This is a genomic window from Colwellia sp. BRX8-9 (genome assembly GCF_014077245.1).
Taxonomy (GTDB): domain Bacteria; phylum Pseudomonadota; class Gammaproteobacteria; order Enterobacterales; family Alteromonadaceae; genus Colwellia_A.
The window spans coordinates 114,761-137,341 of the sequence record NZ_JACGVN010000013.1 but is presented as its reverse complement, the minus strand read 5'-3'; the positions used below and the strand labels follow the sequence as shown (position 1 = coordinate 137,341).

At 38.4% G+C, this 22,581-nt stretch carries 17 protein-coding genes; 10 read left to right on the top strand and 7 right to left on the bottom strand.

The genetic code is table 11. The features are described from left to right. The 3 genes from H4J70_RS12695 to rimP form a co-directional block, all read right to left on the bottom strand. Positions 1 to 488: translation initiation factor IF-2 associated domain-containing protein (locus H4J70_RS12695; RefSeq protein ID WP_182251222.1), on the bottom strand; the 488-nt coding region annotated here is incomplete at its 3' end. 20 nt (positions 489 to 508) lie between these two features. After that, positions 509 to 2,002 carry a transcription termination factor NusA gene (gene nusA, locus H4J70_RS12690; protein ID WP_070376182.1) on the bottom strand — a complete coding sequence of 498 codons (1,494 nt, stop codon included), beginning with the start codon at positions 2,000 to 2,002 and terminating at the stop codon, positions 509 to 511. A 94-nt stretch (positions 2,003 to 2,096) separates the two neighbouring features. Continuing rightward, positions 2,097 to 2,564: a ribosome maturation factor RimP gene (gene rimP / locus H4J70_RS12685; RefSeq protein WP_070376181.1), complete on the bottom strand. Its 468-nt coding sequence runs from the start codon at positions 2,562 to 2,564 to the stop codon at positions 2,097 to 2,099. Positions 2,565 to 3,041: 477 nt separating this feature from the next. Between rimP and H4J70_RS12680 the strand changes: the two genes are divergently transcribed. The 8 genes from H4J70_RS12680 (at position 3,042) to nth (ending at position 11,716) form a co-directional block, all read left to right on the top strand. Next, positions 3,042 to 4,910 carry an EAL domain-containing protein gene (locus H4J70_RS12680; protein WP_182230482.1) on the top strand — a complete coding sequence of 623 codons (1,869 nt, stop codon included), beginning with the start codon at positions 3,042 to 3,044 and terminating at the stop codon, positions 4,908 to 4,910. Positions 4,911 to 5,066: 156 nt separating this feature from the next. Next, positions 5,067 to 5,648, top strand: a complete 582-nt coding sequence (gene rsxA, locus H4J70_RS12675) for an electron transport complex subunit RsxA (RefSeq protein WP_070376179.1) — start codon at positions 5,067 to 5,069, stop codon at positions 5,646 to 5,648. Next, positions 5,648 to 6,202, top strand: coding sequence for an electron transport complex subunit RsxB (gene rsxB / locus H4J70_RS12670; protein ID WP_070376178.1), 555 nt, complete (start codon positions 5,648 to 5,650; stop codon positions 6,200 to 6,202). Before rsxA ends, rsxB begins: the two co-directional genes overlap by 1 nt. A 10-nt stretch (positions 6,203 to 6,212) precedes the next feature. Continuing rightward, complete coding sequence (rsxC, locus tag H4J70_RS12665) at positions 6,213 to 8,585, top strand: electron transport complex subunit RsxC (protein WP_182251221.1); 2,373 nt, start codon at positions 6,213 to 6,215, stop codon at positions 8,583 to 8,585. Positions 8,586 to 8,589: 4 nt separating this feature from the next. Then, positions 8,590 to 9,666 carry an electron transport complex subunit RsxD gene (gene rsxD / locus H4J70_RS12660; protein WP_182222697.1) on the top strand — a complete coding sequence of 359 codons (1,077 nt, stop codon included), beginning with the start codon at positions 8,590 to 8,592 and terminating at the stop codon, positions 9,664 to 9,666. Next, entirely contained in the window at positions 9,666 to 10,325 is a 660-nt protein-coding gene (rsxG, locus tag H4J70_RS12655) for an electron transport complex subunit RsxG (RefSeq protein ID WP_182171345.1), read from the top strand. The genes rsxD and rsxG overlap by 1 nt, the downstream gene beginning before the upstream one ends. Positions 10,326 to 10,330: 5 nt before the next feature. After that, positions 10,331 to 11,038: an electron transport complex subunit E gene (locus H4J70_RS12650; protein ID WP_182215452.1), complete on the top strand. Its 708-nt coding sequence runs from the start codon at positions 10,331 to 10,333 to the stop codon at positions 11,036 to 11,038. Positions 11,039 to 11,056: 18 nt separating this feature from the next. After that, entirely contained in the window at positions 11,057 to 11,716 is a 660-nt protein-coding gene (nth, locus tag H4J70_RS12645) for an endonuclease III (protein WP_182215454.1), read from the top strand. 35 nt (positions 11,717 to 11,751) lie between these two features. Here nth and H4J70_RS12640 read toward each other — a convergent pair whose 3' ends face one another. Continuing rightward, on the bottom strand, positions 11,752 to 12,420 hold the full coding sequence (locus H4J70_RS12640) for an ABC transporter substrate-binding protein (RefSeq protein WP_182215456.1): 669 nt from the start codon (positions 12,418 to 12,420) through the stop codon (positions 11,752 to 11,754). A gap of 336 nt (positions 12,421 to 12,756) precedes the next feature. Between H4J70_RS12640 and H4J70_RS12635 the strand changes: the two genes are divergently transcribed. After that, positions 12,757 to 13,176, top strand: a complete 420-nt coding sequence (locus H4J70_RS12635; protein ID WP_182215458.1) for a VOC family protein — start codon at positions 12,757 to 12,759, stop codon at positions 13,174 to 13,176. Between the two features lie 54 nt (positions 13,177 to 13,230). On the opposite strand, the gene H4J70_RS12630 is transcribed toward H4J70_RS12635, so the two are convergent. Continuing rightward, positions 13,231 to 15,306 (bottom strand): spermidine synthase, encoded by a 2,076-nt coding sequence (locus tag H4J70_RS12630; RefSeq protein ID WP_182251220.1) that lies wholly within the window; start codon positions 15,304 to 15,306, stop codon positions 13,231 to 13,233. Between the two features lie 340 nt (positions 15,307 to 15,646). Beyond that, complete coding sequence (gene topA, locus H4J70_RS12625) at positions 15,647 to 18,352, bottom strand: type I DNA topoisomerase (RefSeq protein ID WP_182215461.1); 2,706 nt, start codon at positions 18,350 to 18,352, stop codon at positions 15,647 to 15,649. 390 nt (positions 18,353 to 18,742) lie between these two features. On the opposite strand from topA, the gene H4J70_RS12620 reads away from it, so the two are divergent. Then, positions 18,743 to 19,849: an arginase family protein gene (locus tag H4J70_RS12620; RefSeq protein WP_070376168.1), complete on the top strand. Its 1,107-nt coding sequence runs from the start codon at positions 18,743 to 18,745 to the stop codon at positions 19,847 to 19,849. 85 nt (positions 19,850 to 19,934) lie between these two features. On the opposite strand, the gene H4J70_RS12615 is transcribed toward H4J70_RS12620, so the two are convergent. Next, entirely contained in the window at positions 19,935 to 22,454 is a 2,520-nt protein-coding gene (locus H4J70_RS12615; RefSeq protein ID WP_182230477.1) for an Ig-like domain-containing protein, read from the bottom strand. Positions 22,455 to 22,581: the final 127 nt, after the last annotated feature.

Here is a 22,581-nt window from a genome sequence, read left to right as displayed (position 1 = left end):
GCTTCGGCTTCGGCTTTTGCCGCTGCTTTACGCTCAGCTTCTGCTTCAGCTTTTGCTGCAGCAACTGCTTTACCATTTTCTGCTTCTTTAGCATCAGCAATTGCTTTTGCTTCAGCAGCTGCTTGAGCGGCAATTTCAGCTTCTGCTGCTACTTTAGCTTCAGCTTCTGCTTGCTGTTGTTCTTCAACTTCGCTGCGCTTAACATAAGTGCGTTTTTTACGCACTTCAACATTAACTGACTTAGCTTTACTGCCATGTCCCATCGTTAACGTTGATTTAGATTTACGGTTAAGCGTCATTTTTAATGGTCCGGCTGTTGAGTCGTCACCATGTTGCTTTTTCAAGTGGTCTAACAATGCTTCTTTTTCATCTTGTGATACGGAATCGGTCGCGGATTTATTCACGCCAGAGTCAGCCAATTGGCTAACTAAGCGGTCCACCGGTGTACCAATTTCTTGAGCAAGTTCTGCTACAGTTGTGTTTGACATCTACTATATTCTCCCGGGAATTATTCTTCGTTAAACCAACAAATATTACGCGCAGCCATAATTAACTCGCCCGCTTTGGTTTCATCTAATTCTTCAATATCGGCAATTTCGTCAACGCCTTGTTCAGCTAAGTCTTCAAGGGTAATTACACCACGACTTGCTAATACAAATGCTAAGTGACGTTCTAAACCGTCTAGCGCTAATAAATCAGCTGCTGGTTCTGCATTTTCAAGAGATTCTTCACTTGCTAATGCACGAGTCGTTAATGCCGCTTTGGCACGTTCACGAAGCGCTTCAACAATATCTTCATCCATACCGTCAATTTCTAACATTTCAGCTGCTGGTACGTAAGCGATTTCTTCTAACGTAGCAAAACCTTCTTCTGCTAATAAGTTAGCAAAATCATCATCGATATCTAAGTTATCTGTAAACAATGAAATAACTTTATCGTTTTCGGCTTGATGCTTCTCGTTCATGTCAGCAACAGTCATCACGTTTAATTCCCAGCCAGTTAATTGGCTAGCTAAACGGATATTTTGACCACTACGACCAATGGCCATCGCTAAATTGCCTTCTTCAACCGCAATATCCATGGTGCCTTTGTCTTCATCAACAATAATTGATGCAACTTCAGCTGGAGCCATTGCGTTGATAACATATTGTGCTGGGTTATCGTCATATAAAACGATATCAACACGTTCACCACCAAGCTCAGTTGAAACGGCTTGCACACGTGAACCACGCATACCAACACAAGCACCTACTGGGTCAATACGCTTGTCATTAGATTTTACAGAAATCTTTGCACGTGAACCTGGATCGCGAGCAGCGCCCTTAATTTCTAGCATCTCTTCGCCAATTTCTGGCACTTCTACGCGGAAAAGTTCAATTAACATTTCAGGCTTAGAACGAGTCACTAATAATTGTGCGCCGCGCGTTTCTGTTTTAATTTCGTATAACAAACCACGAACACGATCCCCTGGACGGAATGTTTCACGAGGTAACATATCGTCACGGTAGATAACCGCCTCTGCATTATTACCTAAATCAATAATGATGCTATCGCGACTGGCTTTTTTAACAACACCTGTCACTAGTTCGCCAATTTGTTCTTGGTAAGCTTCAACAATAAGAGCACGTTCTGCTTCACGAATTTTTTGAACAATAACTTGTTTTGCTGTTTGCGTAGTTACACGGTCAAATTTAACTGATTCAATTTGATCTTCAATGTAATCGCCTAACTGCAACTCTTCATTGTCGTACTGTGCAGCTGACAAACTCATTTCTGCAAATGGGTTTTCTGCTACGGCGTCATCGGCAACAACCAACCAACGTCGGAAAGTATCAAATTCACCATTAGTACGGTCAATAGCAACACGAACAATAATGTCACCTTCATATTTTTTCTTTGTTGCTGTTTCTAAAGCGGTTTCCATTGCTTCAAAAATGCTCTCACGGGGTAATGCTTTTTCGTTAGATACGGCATCTACAACCAGTAATATTTCCTTACTCATGCTACTTAGCCTTTTTAATCGTTTCTGAACAGTTCAACTATTTATGTAATGACGTTGAACAACTACGTATTTTTATTTTATTGTTATTATTTGCTTAGCTTTTTTTATTATGATTAAAAACCAAATTGCCCTTAACAATATTACCAAGCACTAATTCATAGTCTTCACTGTCGACCGTTACTACTAAAGTATCGTTTTCAACGGCAGCTAAGCGACCTTTAAATTTGCGGCGACCGTTTAATGGTATAGATAATTTTACTTCAATAATTTCACCAATCACTGCTTCATAGTGTGGTTTATCAAATAACGGTCGGTCTAAACCGGGTGACGAAACTTCTAAATTAAACTCACTGCCGATAGGGTCTTCAACGTCAAGAATAGCGCCTACTTGACGGCTAACTTCAGCACAATCATCAACATCAATGCCATTCTCATGGTCGATAAACAAACGTAATACTGAGTTATTACCAGCACTAATATACTCAATGCCTAATAATTCCTTACCAACTTCTTCAACAGCAGGACGTAACATGTCTGTTAATTTATGTTCAAACTTAGCCAATCATTTTCTCCAAATAAAATCTTACTTTGTCTTCATGTATCAACATCCAGATACAAAAAAAGGGCTTATAGCCCAGCAATTCTTAAAGCTTATCGTGCTGAACAAATGTCCCAGATACGAAAAAGCCCCAATACGCGGGGCTTATTACACTGAACCCACGATGTTGATTTAACCTAGTGACTTATAAAATAAGCCGTCAAATCGATACAACAATATAAAATTATCTTCTAACTTTGCTTTAAGCAATAGCCAAAAAATTAATTTCAGTGAAATATTGTTATATTTAAGCTAGGTCAATTATATAGCGACTACCGCCGAATCGCAAGCCTAATTGATAGGATAAGCAATAAAACCTTAAGTTATAGAACTCATTAACGCCTACATTATATATCGCTCTAAATAACAGTAAGTTAGTAATTTTTTATCAAGCATGCTATAAATTGAAGTAGGCCTAACTTTTCAGTAAATCAACATATTATGTATAGCTATTCTCAATTATTAATGCGCAACGTCATTTTAGGGATGTTTTTTAATATTCTTATTGTTGTTATGGTGAGTTATTTCTTTGCTACCTCACTCTCGAGTAAGCAATTAATGATGCAAAACTCTATTTCAGCTATTATCGACGCATCAGATAAGACCAACCAATTAGAACAAGTTAAACACTTAGTTAATCTAGCTGATTTTCAATTATTTTCCCTACAACAACAAAACAAAGAAATAGTTAATTATAAAGTAGAAAACACCAACCTGCTTGTCTCTTATATTTCCCCACCCATAGTCGTATTTACTCACCCATCTAATACGACCGTTAGTTATCAAATAAACAGTAATGATGCCGCGACATTGATCTTTAAAATAATGCTGGTATCTATTTTAGCCAGCCTTATCATTATTGTTATTGCTTGTACGTTAAGTGTTAAACACACTAAAAAGCTTGTTTTTGTGGTTAACAACAAAATAAAACAGGGTATTGCTCAAGTTATATCGATGAATAAACTTGAGGCTGGTGATGAAATTATCGACATGCCTGAATTAACTCATGGACTAAAAAAAGTCGAGGCATTACTTTCCGCGCATGTTAATGATGCCAGTGCACTTGAAAAGCAAGCTTATATAGAACCTCTTACAAAATTAGAAAACCGTAATCGCTTTATTCAGTTTTTTGCTAATGATGAAAACCAGGTTGAATTTGGTGTCTTAGCGATAACACGCTGTTCTGAACTGCAAACGATAAATCAAATACACGGTTACAGTGAAGGTGATAATTATATTTGCAAAGTTGCCGACATTATCAAAAGCGTTACTGCAACCTACCGAGGTGCAAATGTTTATCGACTTAATAGTTCTGACTTTGCCACTTTGCTTCCTAACGTAACATTAAAAGAAGCTGAAAACGCTGCGAATGAAATATCCAGTAAGTTTAACGCTTACCAACAATCATCAGATTTAGATTCAGTTGGCTACACTGGGTTAGTCTATTTCGAGAAAGACAAACCACTTGGCGAATTACTGGCACTCGCTGATACCGGCATCAGTATTGCACAAACTCAACAACTAAATTCTTGGTATTCGCAAAGCGACAGTGACATTTTACATAGCTCTAGTGCGAATTATGGCAACCAAAATTGGCGTCAAGAAATAGACAGCGTATTAGAAAACCAACGGGTTAAATTACTTGTCCAACCGATAAAACCTAATAGCCGTAACAATAAAGTCTATGGTGAAATTCTTGCCCGCTTTTTAAATTCAACTGATGAAATGTTACCCACCGCTTCTTTTATAGCTATGGCGGAAAAGCTTGATAAAATGATGGCTGTTGACAAAATGATTATCGAAAAAGTGATCAGTGAAATTAAAACAAAAAATTTACATGACCAATTTTTTGGCATCAACATCAGTTCACGTAGTATTCATGACGAACATTTTTTAATTTGGCTTGAACGTCGTTTATTGAAAGAAGCAACTATTGCTGCGAAATTGATCTTTGAGATAACGGAATACGGCCTCCAACAAAACATTAAAACCAGTAAGCGTTTTATTGATATGATCCACAGAGTCGGTTCTCGTATTACTGTTGAGCGTTTTGGTGTGGGTTTAACCTCTTTTAAATTTTTCCGCGACCTTAAACCTGACTTTATTAAAATGGATAGTACTTATACACGTGATATTGATGATGATAAAAACAACCAGTACTTCATCAGATTAATGGTCGATCTTGCTCATCGTCTCAGTATCACTGTTCTAGCTGAAAGTGTTGAAAGCCAAGAAGAAAAGTTTACTTTAGAAAAATTATTTATCGATGGTTGCCAAGGTTTTTATTTAGGAAAGCCTGAAGCGATTTAATTGAGTATAACTTAAAGCTAAACGTTCCATCTTAATAAAGGCCAAGCATGGCAAGAAGATAGTGCATATGCAATAAAAATTAAGGCATTGAGCGGTTGTCATCTGGCTAATAAAGTCGGATAATAGCGTGAATTATCTCATAAAATTAATTTTCAAATGACAGATTATCTACTGCTGTTAGTTAGCACAGTATTAGTCAATAACTTTGTTCTCGTAAAGTTCCTAGGTTTATGCCCATTTATGGGGGTGTCTTCACGTACTGAAACTGCAATCGGTATGTCATTTGCCACCACCTTTGTAATGACTATTGCTTCGTTACTCAGCTACATCGTAAATACCTATATTCTTACTCCTCTGGGACTCGAATATCTAACAACTATGATGTTTATTTTAGTCATTGCTGTTGTTGTACAATTTACCGAAATGGTCGTACATAAAACCAGTGCCAACTTATACCGTTTACTGGGTATTTTCTTGCCTTTGATTACCACTAATTGCGCGGTATTAGGTGTTGCTTTATTAAATATTTATGAGCAACATAATTTTCTTGAGTCGATTGTTTATGGCTTTGGCGCGGCTGTCGGTTTTTCTCTTGTACTTATTATGTTTTCAGCGATGCGCGAAAAACTTGCTAATGCTGATATCCCAAAACCTTTTAAAGGTTCCGCTATCGCTATGATAACCGCTGGCTTAATGTCACTTGCCTTTATGGGTTTCACTGGATTGGTGAAGTTGTAATGACCACCCTATTAGCAATACTAGTACTTGGCTGTATGGCATTAGTCTTTGGCGCCATTCTTGGCTTTGCCTCTGTAAAATTTCACGTTGAGGGCGACCCTCTTGCCGAGCAGGTTGATGCTATTTTACCACAAACGCAATGTGGCCAATGCGGTTACCCCGGTTGTAAACCTTATGCTGAAGCAGTCGCTAACGGTGAGGCTATTAACAAATGCGCACCTGGCGGCGAAGATACCATCAAAAAAATAGCAGACTTAATGGGGGTTGAACCACCACCTCTTGACGAAAACCATGATACAGACAATTCTCCTAAAGTTGCTTTTATTATTGAAGAAGACTGTATTGGTTGTACTAAATGTATTCAAGCTTGTCCTGTTGATGCAATCTTAGGTACGACCAAACAGATGCACACTATAATAGCCGACGAATGTACTGGCTGTGACTTATGTATAGACCCTTGTCCGGTTGATTGCATAATAATGATACCTATCGCTAAAACACCACAAAACTGGCAATGGGATCTTAATAATATACCTGTGGTACAGCTTGATTAGGTGAGGATTCGTGGGATCAGTTATTGAACGTATAAAGCGCGCTAATTTTTGGACTTTTCATGGCGGTATACATCCACCAGAACAGAAGTTCTTAACCACTGATAAGCCTATCAGAGCGGTTAGCATACCTGAACAGCTAATACTGCCATTACAGCAACACATAGGTATTGCTGCAGATTTACGGGTAAAAGTAGGTGATAAAGTACTTAAGGGGCAAGCACTCACCCAGAGTATGCATCCTATGGCTGTTCCTATTCACGCTCCTACGAGTGGCACTATTACTGCCATTAAAAATGCCGTTATTGCTCATCCCTCAGGCCTAAGCGAATTATGCTTATTTATTAAGCCAGACGGAGAAGATACATGGCAAGAACGTCATATATGTACTGATGTAAGTAAATTAAGCCATAATGAAATAATTGATAAAATTTCCTCAGCCGGTATATCAGGCATGGGCGGTGCTGGTTTTCCTACACAAGTTAAAATAAGTACTAGAGACAAAATACAATTCCTTATTATTAATGCCGCTGAATGTGAACCTTATATTAGTGCTGACGATTTATTAATTCGCGAGCACAGCCCATCAATTCTTGATGGCATTAATATACTTGACCGTCTTCTTTCACCAGAACATATCCTCATTGGTATTGAAAATAATAAACCTGAAGCGATAAAAGTACTTCAGCAAGCAACCGCTAATAATGAAAGAATTCAAGTGTGTGTAGTGCCAACTAAATATCCTACTGGCGGTGAAAAACAGTTAATTCAAATATTAACAGGTCAAGAGGTTCCTTCAGGCGTTTTCCCAAGTTCTATGGGTATTGTTATGCAAAACATTGCCACTTGCTTTGCGATAGCTGATGCGGTAATAAACGATATTCCATTAATTAAGAGAGTGGTCACTGTCAGTGGCCAAGCTTTACAGAAGCCACAGAATGTCTGGTCATTACTCGGCACCCCCGTAGGCTTCTTGATCGAACAATGTGGTTACCCCAATAAAGATAAAAAGCATATCATTATGGGTGGTCCAATGATGGGCTATAGCTTACCCACAGATCAAGTTCCCGTTGTAAAAACAACCAATTGTATACTTGCACCGAGTGAGCAGGAAATATCATCACCTTATTCAACCGGCACAAAAGAGGTTGAGTGTATCAGATGTGGCCAGTGTAGTGATGTCTGCCCCAGCCAATTGTTACCACAAGAGTTACAGTGGAGCGCTAAAGCAAAAGATCACCAACAACTTGATAAATTAAACTTATTTGATTGTATTGAATGTGGTGCTTGTGCCTATGTTTGTCCGAGCCAGATCCCCTTGGTGCATTATTACCGAGTAGCAAAATCTGAAATTCGTCAACAAAAACAACTTGATCTAAAAGCTGAACATGCAAAGGTAAGATTTGAAGCACGAAAAGAGCGTTTAGCCAGAGATAAAATAGCACGAGAAGAAAAACATAAAGCAGCAGCAGAAGCACGTAAAGCGCGGATGAACTCAGGTACCAGCGAAGCAAAAACAGAAAAATCAGCGGTTGCTGCCGCCTTAGCTAGAGTTAAAGCAAAAAAAGCTCAACAAACCCAAGGTAGTGAAAATGTCACTGCACAGACAGAAGCACCATCGGTAGAAAATGAACAAAAAAGTCAAGTGAGCGCAGCTATTGCAAGAGCGAAAGCGAAAAAGCTAGCAGCTCAACAAAATACGGCAACTTATAAATCAGAACCACAAAGTGCGCTGGGAGATGTTCCACCGGCAATTGATGATAAAAAAGCTAAAATTGCCAATGCTGTTGCAAAGGCGAAAGCCCGTAAGCTAGCTGAAAAAAATAAGAATAGCGCAGATGATAGCGACATAACCCTTGATAATATCATTGTTAACGAAGCAGACGCACAAGCAAACCAGGCTGACATGGTCGTTCCTGCTGATGATAAAAAAGCTAAAATTGCCAAGGCGGTTGCAAAAGCTAAAGCCCGCAAGCTTGCTGAAAAAAATACGAATAGCGCAGATGATAGCGACTTAACCCTTGATAATAACATTGTTATCGAAGCAGACGCACAAGCAAACCAGGCTGATATGCTCGTTCCAGCTGATGATAAAAAAGCTAAAATTGCCAAGGCGGTTGCAAAAGCTAAAGCCCGTAAGCTAGCTGAAAAAAATAACAATAGCGCAGATGATAGCGACTTAACCCTTGATAATAACATTGTCATCGATACCGACGCACAAGCAAACCAGGCTGATATGCTCGTTCCAGCTGATGATAAAAAAGCTAAAATTGCTGCAGCAATTGCAAAGGCGAAAGCCCGTAAACTTGCCCAGCAACAATCAAAATCAACGGCTAATACTAGCGAAGAAAAAACCAACAAACCCGTAAAATCAGAGTTGACGTAAAATTATGGCCTTTTGGATAGCAAGCTCACCACATAATCATGTTCAAAGTGAAACATCATCAATAATGCGTATGGTCATTTACGCCACTATTCCCGGTGTATTTGCCCAGTGGTATTTTTTTGGCTGGGGTAATTTAATCCATATATCACTCGCTGTGATCACCGCATTAATAGCAGAATTTACCGTTTTATCTTTACGGGAGAAAAATATCAAGGCGCAACTATTTGATGGCAGCGCTATTTTAACGGCGGTATTACTGGGGATTAGTTTACCCGCCATAGCGCCGTGGTGGATCACTGTTATCGGTGTATCTTTTGCCATTATTGTCGTAAAGCAACTATACGGTGGTCTAGGTCATAACCCTTTCAACCCTGCAATGGCAGCTTATGTCATGCTATTGATTTCATTTCCGGTACAAATGACATCGTGGTTACCGCCACTTGAACTAATGACCTTACCGTTAAATTTTGTTGATACACTCTCTGTAATCTTTAGTAGCTTTACCATTGATGGCTATTCTGTTGAGCAACTAAGAACACATGTCGACGGTTATACCATGGCAACCCCCCTAGATACGGTAAAAACAAACCTAACACTGGGCTTAAACATTGCAGAAAGTATGACAAGTCCCGTCATTGGTGAAAATTTTGGAGTGGGTTGGGAATGGGTTAGTGCTGGGTTTTTACTCGGTGGTCTATTTTTAATAGGCAAAAAAACAATTCATTGGGCAACACCCGTTAGCTTTTTAGCAAGCATATTTGTTTGTTCATTAATTGCTTTTTTATATAGCCAAGATACTAACGCTTCAACACTCTTCCATTGGTTTAATGGTGCATGTATGTTTGGCGCATTCTTTATTTTAACGGACCCAGTTTCCGGCGCTACTAGTATTAAAGGCCGAATCGTTTTTGGCGCATTAGCAGGCTTTTTAGTCTTTATTATTAGAAAATACGGCGGTTACCCTGATGGCGTCGCGTTTGCAGTGCTAATTTGTAACATGGCTGCTCCACTAATAGATCAATACACACGCCCCCGTACTTATGGGCATAATATTTCATCAAGTAAAGCAGGCAAAGAATAATGGTCCTTTCTCTTACCAGTGCAGTCAGTAAAAATGCCAGGATCCTCGCTTTATTTGCTATTGCTTGCACGGCAATTGTTGGCGTGGTTCATTCACTCACCAAAGATCAAATTATCTTGCAGCAACAACAAGACTTATTACGTAATTTAAACAGTATCATTGCCAAAAATAGCTACAACAATGTTATCTATAAAGACTGCTTCATTTTACCTAACGAGGCATTAGGCACAGTTAACCCACCAAAAGTTTACCGTGCAAGAAATGATAATAGCCCTGTTGCTGCAGCAATTACCACCGTTGCACCAGATGGATACAGTGGCAATATAGAGCTTATTGTTGCCATCAATATCGATGGTAGCATAAGCGGTGTTAGAACATTAAAACACCAAGAAACGCCTGGACTAGGCGATAAAATTGAAGAGAAAAAAAGTGATTGGATCAATAGTTTTACCGGTAAAAAGCTCATTGATAAAAATGATAATCGTTGGTTAGTAAGAAAAGATGGCGGCATGTTTGACCAGTTCACCGGCGCGACAATAACCCCACGTGCTGTGGTCAAAGCAGTACGTAAATCCGTTAATTATTTTAACGCTCACCAAGATGAATTATTTGAAGCAGCGAGTAATTGTTCAAATCAAGATGTTGCTAAGGGAGCTTAATCGTCATGAAAATTAACGATGAATATAAAGAATTAGCTTGGCAAGGTTTATGGAAGAACAATCCGGGTATAGTACAGCTTTTAGGATTGTGTCCATTATTAGCCGTAACATCGACCCTAACCAATGCTATTGGTTTGGGCTTAGCGACCTTATTTGTTCTAATTTGTTCAAATACTACCGTATCGGCAATACGAAAATGGGTACCTAAAGAAATTAGGATCCCTATTTTTGTTTTAATTATTGCTTCTTTTGTTACCTGTGTGCAATTATTAATGAATGCCTATACTTTTGGCTTATATCAATCACTTGGCATATTCTTACCCTTAATTGTTACTAACTGTGCCATTATTGGTAGAGCGGAGGCATATGCCTCTAAAAACCCAATTAAACAAGCAAGCTTTGACGGTTTAATGATGGGCTTAGGCTTTTTATTAATATTGATGTTGTTGGGTGCAGTAAGAGAAATACTTGGCCAAGGAACGCTGTTTGATGGCGCTAATTTATTACTTGGCGAATGGGCAAGTATATTACGTATTGAAGTATACACCCTCGATAGTCAATTTTTACTCGCCATACTACCCCCAGGTGCTTTTATCGTCATGGGCTTATTTATAGCTTTAAAAAACGCCATTGATGATCGAGTAGCAGCCGCTAAGCCTAAAACAGAAAGTAAGGAAATTGAACGAGTTCGTGTCAATTTTGATGAAAAATAATAATAAAAGAATAACGCCATGAATAAAGTACAACGTTTAGAAATATTAACTCGGTTACGAGACAATAATCCACACCCAACCACTGAACTTAATTTTTCTTCACCTTTTGAGTTGCTTATTGCTGTGCTGCTTTCAGCACAATCGACTGATGTTGGTGTTAACAAAGCCACAGCAAAGCTTTATCCTGTTGCTAATACCCCTCAAGCTATACTTGATTTAGGCCTTGATGGCTTGAAGTTTTATATAAAAACAATTGGTTTATTTAATACTAAAGCGGCAAACACGCTAAAAACATGCCAAATGTTAGTTGATTTACATAATGGCGAAGTCCCCAAAGAAAGAGCGGCACTAGAAGCCTTGCCTGGGGTTGGCAGAAAAACAGCAAATGTTGTTTTAAACACTGCTTTTGGCCAACTAAAAGATAACGAAGGTAAGTACTTTATTGCAGTAGACACCCATATTCAAAGACTGGCAAATCGTACCGGTTATGCGAAAGGGAAAACAGTTGAAGAAACCGAAAAAAATATTATTAAAAACACACCAAGAAAAACAGAGTTTTTTTATAACTTGCATCACTGGTTCATTCTGCATGGTCGTTATACTTGTATAGCAAGAACCCCCCGTTGTGGTTCTTGTATAATAGAAGATTTATGTAGTTTTAAAGAGAAAACCAGTTAATTCGTTCTCAGTTATTATCAGTGTATAGCCGTTAGTTATAAATTTATATACTTGTTGTATATCCGCAAAAACTCACCACTTTCCTTGATTTTAGTTAACCCTAAATTAAAATCATCTCGAATTTTTTTATCTCTAAATACGGGACGATAGTCCATTGGTTTATCTATAGTAAGTTTGTGCTCGGTAATTTCTTGGCTATCTAGACCATGCATTAAATTAAGTTTCTTTACAAAATATCTAAAGATATAACGATCGCTTACTACCACATCATAGCGCCCAAAATACAGTAACTTCACTTGTGTTAGTTGGTCGCTAACGCCATAAAACCTACTGTCTTCTTTTACTTTTTTTAGCCATTTAGGGTAGCGTTTATCTGCTCCTTGAAAAGAAACCACATTCAACGAATCTAAATCTTTAGGCCTTTCCAGTAAAATATTTTTATTCTTTAAAGTAATAAATACATTGTCATAGATTACAGCTGCCTTGGCATAAAAACCGCCTTGTGATTTCAAGTTTACCCCCATATCTCCCATGACTGCATTAACTAAATTATTGGTGAAAGCATAAGGAATTCGTCCTAATGGAAAGTACATTGGCTTTAACGTATGCCCTTTATGAGCTAAGGCGGCTTTAATAATATCTATTTCGATTCCACTATTATCATCTTCAAAAATATAAGGAGGAATTTCTTTACTAAAAGCCATTGATACTTCTGTAGCTTGGCTAATAATAGGCCATAGGAGACTACAGATAATCAAGCTATATGTGAGTGGTATTATTTTTATCATGTCATTAATTTGTTGTAATATTGTTAACAGACTACATAATAATATAAAATAAACTATTGATAATGTCATTTTATTTTTCAGTGGGTGTATTTACTGATATTCGCTTTTAATTAGCATAGTAAATAAAATACTTTCTGTTTATAGTGGCAATTAATGTAATGGTAAATGAATTATTATCTAAACAACAGATGAAGTTTTTGCTGTTTGTAAATCATTACTTTTTATTAGCTAACAATACAAAACAGGTACAAAATGAAATTTTTACACACAATGGTTCGCGTACATGATTTAGATAAGTCACTCAATTTTTATATTAATCAGCTAGGGCTCATTGAAACAAAACGTGTCGATGTACCCAAAGGGAAGTTTTCGTTGATTTTTCTTGCGACAGAAGTTGGCGGCCCTGAAATTGAACTGACCCATAACTGGGATTCTGAAGAAGAATATACCGTTGGCAGAAACTTTGGTCATTTAGCCTTTGAGGTTGCTGACATATATAAAACTTGTGCGGCGCTAATGGCATCAGGCGTTGTTATTAATCGTCCGCCTCGTGACGGTCATATGGCTTTCGTAAAATCTCCAGACGGCATATCTATTGAGTTATTGCAAAAAGATGACGCATTAGCCCCTCAAGAGCCTTGGTTGAGTATGGAGAATCAAGGGAGCTGGTAAAGTAACGGCTTAATTATCTTGTCGATGACATTCACTCGACAAGATATTTAATGTTTACTTGAGTACTGATAATAAATCACTGTGATCATCGGTCCATATTATACGACTCTTTTCGCCAACATTTGGCATTGGCCAGGCACTCGCGTATATTTTAATGCGCACATCATTCAGAAAAAATTCATTATTTGTTACTAGCACCCACTGAACATTATGTTCATTTTCTTTATCGGCTAGCGTTTCTACATAAACAATTTTTTTATCTAATATATCGGCTAAACCACGTACTAAAGGTATTAAATTCAGGTGTGAATTAGAAATGTGTATCGCTAATACGCCATCCTTTTTTAGGTGCTTAAAATAAAGCAGCAATGCTTCTTTTGTTAATAAGTGCTGTGGAATGGAATCACCCGAGAAGGCGTCAATGACTAAGGCATCAAACTGTTGACTCCCAGAATGTTCAAATTGTTGCGTTAAGCTAACCCGACCATCACCTAAAACCACTTCAATGTTGGCAGCAGAATCTTTTAAGTAACTAAAATAGTTATTAGCGGCAAAAATAACCGCAGGGTTTAATTCATAAAATATATAGTGATCAGTTTTATTACCATAAGCAGCTAAGGTACCTGCGCCCAAGCCCACAAATCCGGCATTTATATTTTGAGCACTCCCCTCTTGTAGTCTTTGTTTGGTCAGTTGCTCAAGTGCAAGAGCAACACCGGTATTTTTTCTATAGTAACTTAATGGCGTTTTTTCATTGCCTTTCTCTAATGATTGCGTACCGTGTGATGTTGTTCCATCAATCAAACGACGTTGCACTTTATTATTAACTACTACATCTTTAACACTTAAAATTCCGTAAAAATTGCGTTCACTTGCCACATTAGTTTTAACAAAAAGCGTATTAAGATAAAACAATCCCACGGTAAAACTGACCGCTAAAATAAGATTAGATGCTACCAACCAAGTTTGTGTTTTTATTGCCGTATTTCTTTGTGAATAAATACTCAAAGCTAAAAGAACAAAGACACTAATAATGGCTAAAGGAAACTCTAAAAATTGATCAAAGATATTTTGCGCAATAAAAGCAACAAAGGCACTACCTAAAAAGCCACCCAATGACATAAATAAGTAAAACAAAGTTAACTGCTGAACTTGCGGTTTTAAACGTGCTAATTCCCCATGACAAATCATACACGCACTAAATAATATACAAGCGTAAATAACCACTTGTGAAATAATGTCGAGTTGCGAGCCAATAAAGTACATCAACAAAGCTAAACAAGCCGTGAGTACAAATAGCGCAAACCAATATTCTCTGACATACCACTTAGAGCTGTGAAAACTAATAATAAAAGTCAGTAGGTATAAACACAGCGGCACTATCCATAAAAAAGGCACAGGGGGAATATTTTGTGTCATAGCATTGGTGGACGCCACTAATAAAATAACACCAACCATGGCTAACGCTATCCATAAAACTTTATCCAATAATGTGGTTGTTACGACGCTTTTATCCAACGCTTGCTGAGTACTTTGCTCAACAGAAGTAAAGCTTAATTTTGACATTTTTAATAATAACGTTACCAGTAGTAACGCATAACAACCATACCCGAACGTCCAATAATTTGATTGTTGAGTTGTGGTTAGCAGCGGTTCAAATAGAAAAGGAAAACTGATTAACGCCAGCAAAGAACCTACATTGGATAATGAATACAATTGATAAGGGAGTTTTCCTATTTCGATATAAGTTAACCATCGCTGTATTAACGGGCCCGTTGACGACAAAATAAAATAAGGTAACCCTATCGATACTGTTAATAACAGTAGAATATTTTGAAGTGGCGAACTTGTCTGTGATATATCACCCCAATCTTGAATGCCAATAGGAAGAAATAACACACTGACAAGTAGAAAGACCGAGTGAATAATTAATTGTTTTTTGACAGATTTAACTTGTGTTAAACAGTGAGCGTAAAAATATCCTAATAATAGAAAAGCTTGAAAAAACAATAAACATGCAGTCCAGACAGCTGAACCACCGCCAAAGTATGGCAAAATCAATTTAGCAATAAGGGGTTGTACTTGGAATAATAAAAAAGCACTTAAAAAAATAATCGCCAGATATAGCATTTAATATATTTCTCTTAATCGTCAATCTAACTAGCTAATTGCTGGTTACGCTTGTGTTACCTAATGTGGGCATTTTTTAATCCCCTTTATCATGAGCACGTCATTCTTTCACATCGAGATACATGGATGTATTAATGCCGCGATGTCAAAGAGCGGCCATGTGATCATGACATACTATTCATCCTGAACACGTCATTATTTCACCTCGACATACATGGATTTATTAATACTGTGATGACATGGCTGTCAAAAAGCGGCCATGTCATCATGCATACTGTTCATCCTGAACATAAAAAAAAGCGCTACATAGCGCTTTTTTTTATTTTAAGCTAAATATATATTATTCAGCTTTCGGTTTTGCCTTAGCTTTAGCTTTTGGCTTTGCTTTAGCCTTGGCTTTGGGTTTTACTTTTTTCTTTGCTTCTTCAACCCATTTACCCTCAACATACTTTGCATTCCAGCCCGTTGCTTTAGGTTTTGCGCCATCAGCTTCAGGTGCAAGTTCAGTCATGACATACTGTTCTTTGGTTTTACGACTATAGCGCACAACGGCTAAGTTTCCATCAGGATCCTTAATAGGCGCATCGGCTAAATAATAAAATTTACTCGATATTCTGTCTCTAAAACGCTGTAGCTCTTCAACTTTAGGTGCACGTGTTTCTCTTGAGCGCGGAAAAGTGTTCGCTGCCAAGAAAATACCCGCTGCGCCATCACGTAAAACAAAATGTGCTTCTGATTTTTCACAAAGCAATTCAGGTAGTTGCACAGGATCTTCTTTTGGAGGAGCCGCTTCACCACTTGCTAGTAACTTACGTGTGTTTTTACATTCTGCATTGGTACAATCAAAATATTTACCAAAACGGCCTGACTTAAGCTCCATTTCAGCCTCACAACGATCACATTCTAAAATGGGACCATCGTAACCTTTTATTTTAAACTCGCCGGTCTCAACTTCAATACCATCACAAACAGGGTTATTACCACAAACATGTAGCTTACGCGTTTCGTCAATTAAATAACTGTCCATCGCAGTACTACATTTATCACAGCGTCGCATGGCACGTAATGCATCAGTTTCTTGGTCTTCGACTAATACACTGACCGCTTCTTCGCCAGAAGTAAGGTTCATCGTTTGCGTACAGCGTTCTTTTGGCGGTAAAGCGTAACCAGAACAACCTAAGAAGACGCCAGTAGAAGCAGTACGAATACCCATTTTACGACCACAGGTCGGACAATCAATATCTGTTAATACCGGTTCATTATTACGCATGCCACCTTCTTCAGTAGGCATATCAGCTTGGCTTAACTGTTTAGTGAAATTTTTATAGAAACCGTTAAGGACATCTTTCCAATTAGCTTTACCCTCAGCAACTTCATCAAGCTCTTGCTCCATGTTGGCGGTAAAATCATAATTCATTAAGTCTTTAAAACTTTCAGATAAACTGTCAGTAACAATTTCGCCCATTTTCTCGGCGTAAAAACGTTTTTTATCTAAGCGAGCGTAACCACGGTCTTGAATAGTAGAAATAATTGACGCATACGTTGATGGGCGACCAATTGAACGCTTTTCTAATTCTTTTACTAGTGATGCTTCACCAAAACGAGCTGGTGGTTTAGTAAAGTGTTGCGCTGGATTTAACTGCTCTAGGGTTAATACTTCACCAACAGATAAATCAGGTAAATGCTTGTCATCACCTTTTGATAATTGCGGATGGACTCTTGTCCAACCGTCAAATTGCATGACGCGACCTTTGGCCTTTAAATCAAAGCCTGAAGCACCAACAGTAATGGTACTAACGGTATAGCGCGCAGCTGTCATTTGACAAGCAACAAACTGTCGCCAAATTAGGTCGTAAAGCTTCTTAGCATCGGCTTCAATGCCTTCCATAAATGCAGATTCTATTTTAACATTTGATGGACGAATCGCTTCATGGGCCTCTTGTGCACCCGACTTACTGCTGTAAATTTTCGCTTTTTCAGGTAAATAATTTTCACCAAAGTTTTTAGCAATATAACCACGACACATTTCAACCGCATCTTTACTTAGATTGGTTGAATCGGTACGCATATAAGTGATATGACCTGCTTCGTATAAACGCTGAGCTAAACCCATAGTACGCTTTACGCCAAAACCTAATTTAGTACTTGCTGCCTGTTGCAGTGTCGACGTAATAAAAGGAGCAGAGGGGGTACTTTTTGACGGTTTATCATCACGTTTATTTACGGTATAGGCTGATTTTTCTAAGCTTGCTAATGCTGTTTTCGCATCTTTTTCGTTGGTCGGCTTAAATGCTTTACCATTTTCGTGGGTAACATCTAATGGAAAATCTAAACCAGAAGCGGTTTTTGTGTCAGCGGTGATTTCCCAAAATTCTTTCGGGTCAAACGCTTTAATCTCACGTTCTTTTTCAACAACTAATTTAACAGCAACCGACTGTACGCGACCGGCAGATAAACCACGGGCAACTTTTTTCCACAATAATGGGCTAACCATAAAGCCAACAACACGGTCAAGAAAACGTCTTGCTTGTTGAGCATTAACACCTGGCATACTTAATTCACCGGGTGTAGAGAAAGCTTGCTGGATAGCGTTTTCAGTTATTTCATTAAAGACAACACGTTTAAATTTGCTGTCATCGCCGCCAATAATTTCTTTTAAGTGCCAAGCAATCGCCTCTCCCTCGCGATCCAAATCGGTTGCGAGATAGACAGTGTCGGCTGAACCGGCAAGTTTGATTAATTCAGCAACAACTTTTTCTTTGCCTTCGAGTATTTGATAATTTGCTTCCCAATCGTTTTCAGGATCAATACCCATGCGGTTAACAAGTGCTTGCTTATCTCGTTTAGCTTTATATTTAGCTTTTGCTGCAGGTGCCATTTTTCTGACTTCAGCAGGAGATTTCGCGGCAACTTTTTTACCAGTACTACTGTGAGGAAGATCACGTACATGACCGACACTAGATTTCACAATAAAGTCTTTACCAAGATATTTGTTAATTGTCTTCGCTTTGGCTGGTGATTCGACAATAACCAGAGATTTTGCCATATATATATACTTTCCTACGTCACTGGCTATTTTTTTTGCCAGTATAATTACATTTCGGTCAGAACTGTCTAAAAATTAGCCGAGCAACTCATTTTTAGCACAAAAAAACCATAAATCATTGAAATTAGAATTCCTATTAGATATATCGGTAAATAAGCAAGCTGACAAGTTATTATTTTTAATAACATCGCCTAATTGAGCTATTTTCGTTATAATGGCGTCAATATTTCGGTATGACTATTATAAAAACTTTCCTGCCAACGATAATTTAATTCTATCTTAAATTCAATTGTTGCCAGTCAAAAAGCCTATATCACCGTGTAAAACAATATTCATTTAATGCTTACTATCAATGTAAATTATTCGGATAAATAACAAGAGTACAAATATATGACAACATCATGGACTAACTTACAGGAAAAACTAACCAACTGTTTATGCCCAGCAGGTAACGGTGTTTTTACCGTCAATACCGCTAAAGAGCGTAAAGAGCAATTGCATCAAGCCTTGTTCGGTCAATCGACAGACATTGATAATATTTGGAAAGAGTCATTAAAAGGGCTTCCTGATGCGTCAAATGCCGTTATTTTAGGTGTTGCCTCTGATTGCGGTGGCGGAATTTTACGTGGAGCAAATTGGGGGCCATTATTTGTCCGTTCAACTTTACTTGAACAATACCCTGAGCTTGAAGCATTTGATATGGGAGATGTTCGCGTTATTCCACATTTACTTCATGATAAATATTTAAATGAAGCAACGCTTTCTAACTGTAGAAAAGCCCTTTATAAAGATGAAAACAGCCCTTATGCTGTTAGCCCATTAACCATTACTGAAGATGTATTACACGACTTTTATGCTGAGTTCCCACAAAAAGGTATTTTCGGCATTGGTGGCGATCACTCAGTAAGCTACCCGTTAACAAAAGCTTACTTGCAAGCAAAGAAAAAGCGCGGTATTCGTGCCGCTATTATTCATTTTGATGCTCACACTGATTTATTGGTTGAACGCCTTGGCATTGATTTATGCTTTGGCTCTTGGTGTACGCATATTTTAGATGATTTACATGAAAAACATCATTTGATTCAAGTGGGTATTCGCTCGAGCGGTCGTCCTAAGTCGCATTGGGAAAACACTTTTGGTGTAAGACAACATTGGGCTCATGAAGTGAAAGAGCTGGGCGTTGAAAAAATCATTGAAAATATTTTAGCGCAATTAAAAGATGAAAACATTGATGAATTGTATGTAAGCTTTGATATTGATGCACTTGATGAAACTGTCGCTGCTGCCACAGGCACACCAGAGCCAGATGGTTTATTTCAAAATGAAGCGATGGATATACTTCGCGCTTTAGCAGCAAAATACCGTATTACCGGTGCCGACATGATGGAAATTGCTCCTTTTACCGACAGTACAGGTTTAGGAAAAGAGAGTCGTGATAAAACGTTAGCGGCTGGCGCAGAGATCTCTGCCTTTTTAATAGCAGAGATGGCTAAATAAATTTTTAGTTTTATCTGTTTTCGATAAACAAAAATAAAAAAACCGCTTAACAAGCGGTTTTTTTTATAGGTGGAAAAGTTAATTATTATTGAATAATAATACTAACACCACTAAATACAGTTGTTACACCACCAGGGGTTTCAACTTTTATTTCTAATGGTCCACTGGTTGGTTCCGCTTCACCTTTAATCGCAACACTAAATTGACTACCGCCGTTACTAGAATCCCCTGGCCATGTATAACTAGGGGTACCAACGACAGATCCAACACTAGCTACAAATGACACAATAGTACCAGCCGGCATAGGTTGGTTATGTAAATCAGCGATAACAACACTGACTGTTCCGGTACTTTCGCCAGCAATATAGAGAGAAATATCGTTTCGGTCATAGTTTGGTGACGTATCGACAACGGCATCGTTTGTTGCTGTAACGGTTATATACGGTGATGTACCCGACATAATAATAACGGTAGAGCCACGTACATTGGTTGACACTTTTTGCGCTTTTTTGGTCGGATCAGGTTCATCATCTGGATTAGCACAATATTGATTGGCTACCTCAGTACCTGGATTTGTTATGTCATTTAAACCACATAAAATACCATTATATACACTGTTTTCTATATCGAAAACTCCATTGCTATTAAAGTCAACAAACTCTTCTAACTCGCCACCAGCTTGAGTGCTCACTTCTACTGGATTGTATAAATTGTCTTCATTATGGTCAACAAAGGCTTCTTTTAGGTCGTAAAGTCTATCGCCAACATCTTTTCCTTGAAACAAAGTGTACTCACTCTCATCAAAGCGACCATTACTATTTTTATCAGGAAATGACTCTTCGCCAATAGCAGTTGCTAATATTGTCACTCTTCCGCCATATTCCTGCCCAAGATAATTATTACCATTTGACAAAGGTTGACGAGCACAAAAGATCGTTGGATCATCATTTTCAGCCACTGTACAAAAACTACTGGTTAATACTTGTCCCGCTGGACGAGGGTTTTGACTGGTCCACGTAACAGAGCATGCACCATTAGTTGTTGTACATGAGGAACCTACAGAACCACCTTCAGTAGTAAAGTTAACAGCGGTTCCATCTGGTACTGGATTATTAAATGCATCAGCCATGCGAACAACAACAGGTACTTCTACACCATCAATGCCCCAAGCTTCAGGGTTTGCGACCCCCCGGGCCAAGCTAAAGCTATCTTGGTCCGGTAAACCCGTTGAAACGACGAGTTGACTAGATTGAGTAAATACAAAAGTGCCACCTAATGACTCTGTCGATGCTGTAACACGCACTGTAGTTGCAACAGAGCCTGAATTAACAACTGTTTGTACTAAACCTTGATCGTTAGTGGTCGCAAAATTTTGACTTAATTTTATACCACCCACATTGGTATTTAAGGAAAAATTCACTCGACGATTATTATAGGGGTTACCATCGGTATCTTTTACTTTGAACATCACCGTTGAACTTTCAGAGCCTCCAACAATACCAGCGCCTATTATACCAATATGCTCTGGCGATGCAGACACATACTCGATACTACCAATGTCAGCAGCTAAAACGCTAACAGATGCTGTTGCTGATAAATTAATGCCCCCAGCATTAGCAGTGACATTAATCGTGTCATCACCTACACACCCCTGTGCTAGATAAGTACTTGTCGCCGCACCATTAGAGGTAGTAATCGGTGTACTTAGTGTAGCGGTTGATTGTGCCGTACACCCAGATGAAAAATTAACATCTACAGGTTCAGTAAATAGATTACCTTGATCATCAACAATTGATACTGAAATAACACTCGTTCCGCCAGCAGAAATATTCGTTAAACTGACATCAGCAACACCTTCTATAAATGGGCTACCTGCTCCCATAATGACAGTTGAAGAACCAACAACAAAAATTGTTTGACCCGATTCTCCACTGGTAATTGATGCAGTAATAGTTCCTGCACCTAAGTTTTCACCCGCATATATATCAACAATCGCTTGATTATTTGCATTTGTGATAGCAGATGGAATAGGTATATCACCTACAGTAGAACTAAAAGTAACAATCAAAGGAGCACTAATACCATCAATTGTCGCAATTATTCTTGCCGGTTTTGATGACGTAACCGTGTCAGTGGCATTGCTATCACCATCTATGAGAGTGACGTTGATATTAATATCACCGACAACACCTATATCATCACCTTGTGTTTTAAAGCCTAATGGTACTAACGAGATCTCACCAGAAGAAAGAGAAGCGGATATCTCACCAGCACCACGAACACTACCTGCTGTGAGGGTAATCGTAGCGATACCATCTTCATTTGTTAAAGCAGAACCAGAAGATGGCGAAAGGGCTCCTAAATTTGTTGCGAAGGTTACCGCTCTGTTTGAAACAGGAGCACTGCCTTGCATTACTGTTGCTGTAACCGTTACCGGTGCAGCACCGGTCACCGTACTATCGGAAATATTGAGTGAAATAGTACTGGCAACAGATCCACCTGCAACCGGAGTTTCCACTCTAGATAAACCGCCATCACCACTACCACCACAACCACTTAGTGCGATAATTAAAATCCAAAAACTCAAACGTTGAAGCAGTGCCATACAAGCATCCCTTAGTATTTTTATTTACATCTCTATTTATAGTAACTTATATTCTAGAAATTTCATTAAAAATAGCGCTATAGTTGCTTTTTAATCAATAGCTTTTTTATCAATGAATTACCTGTTA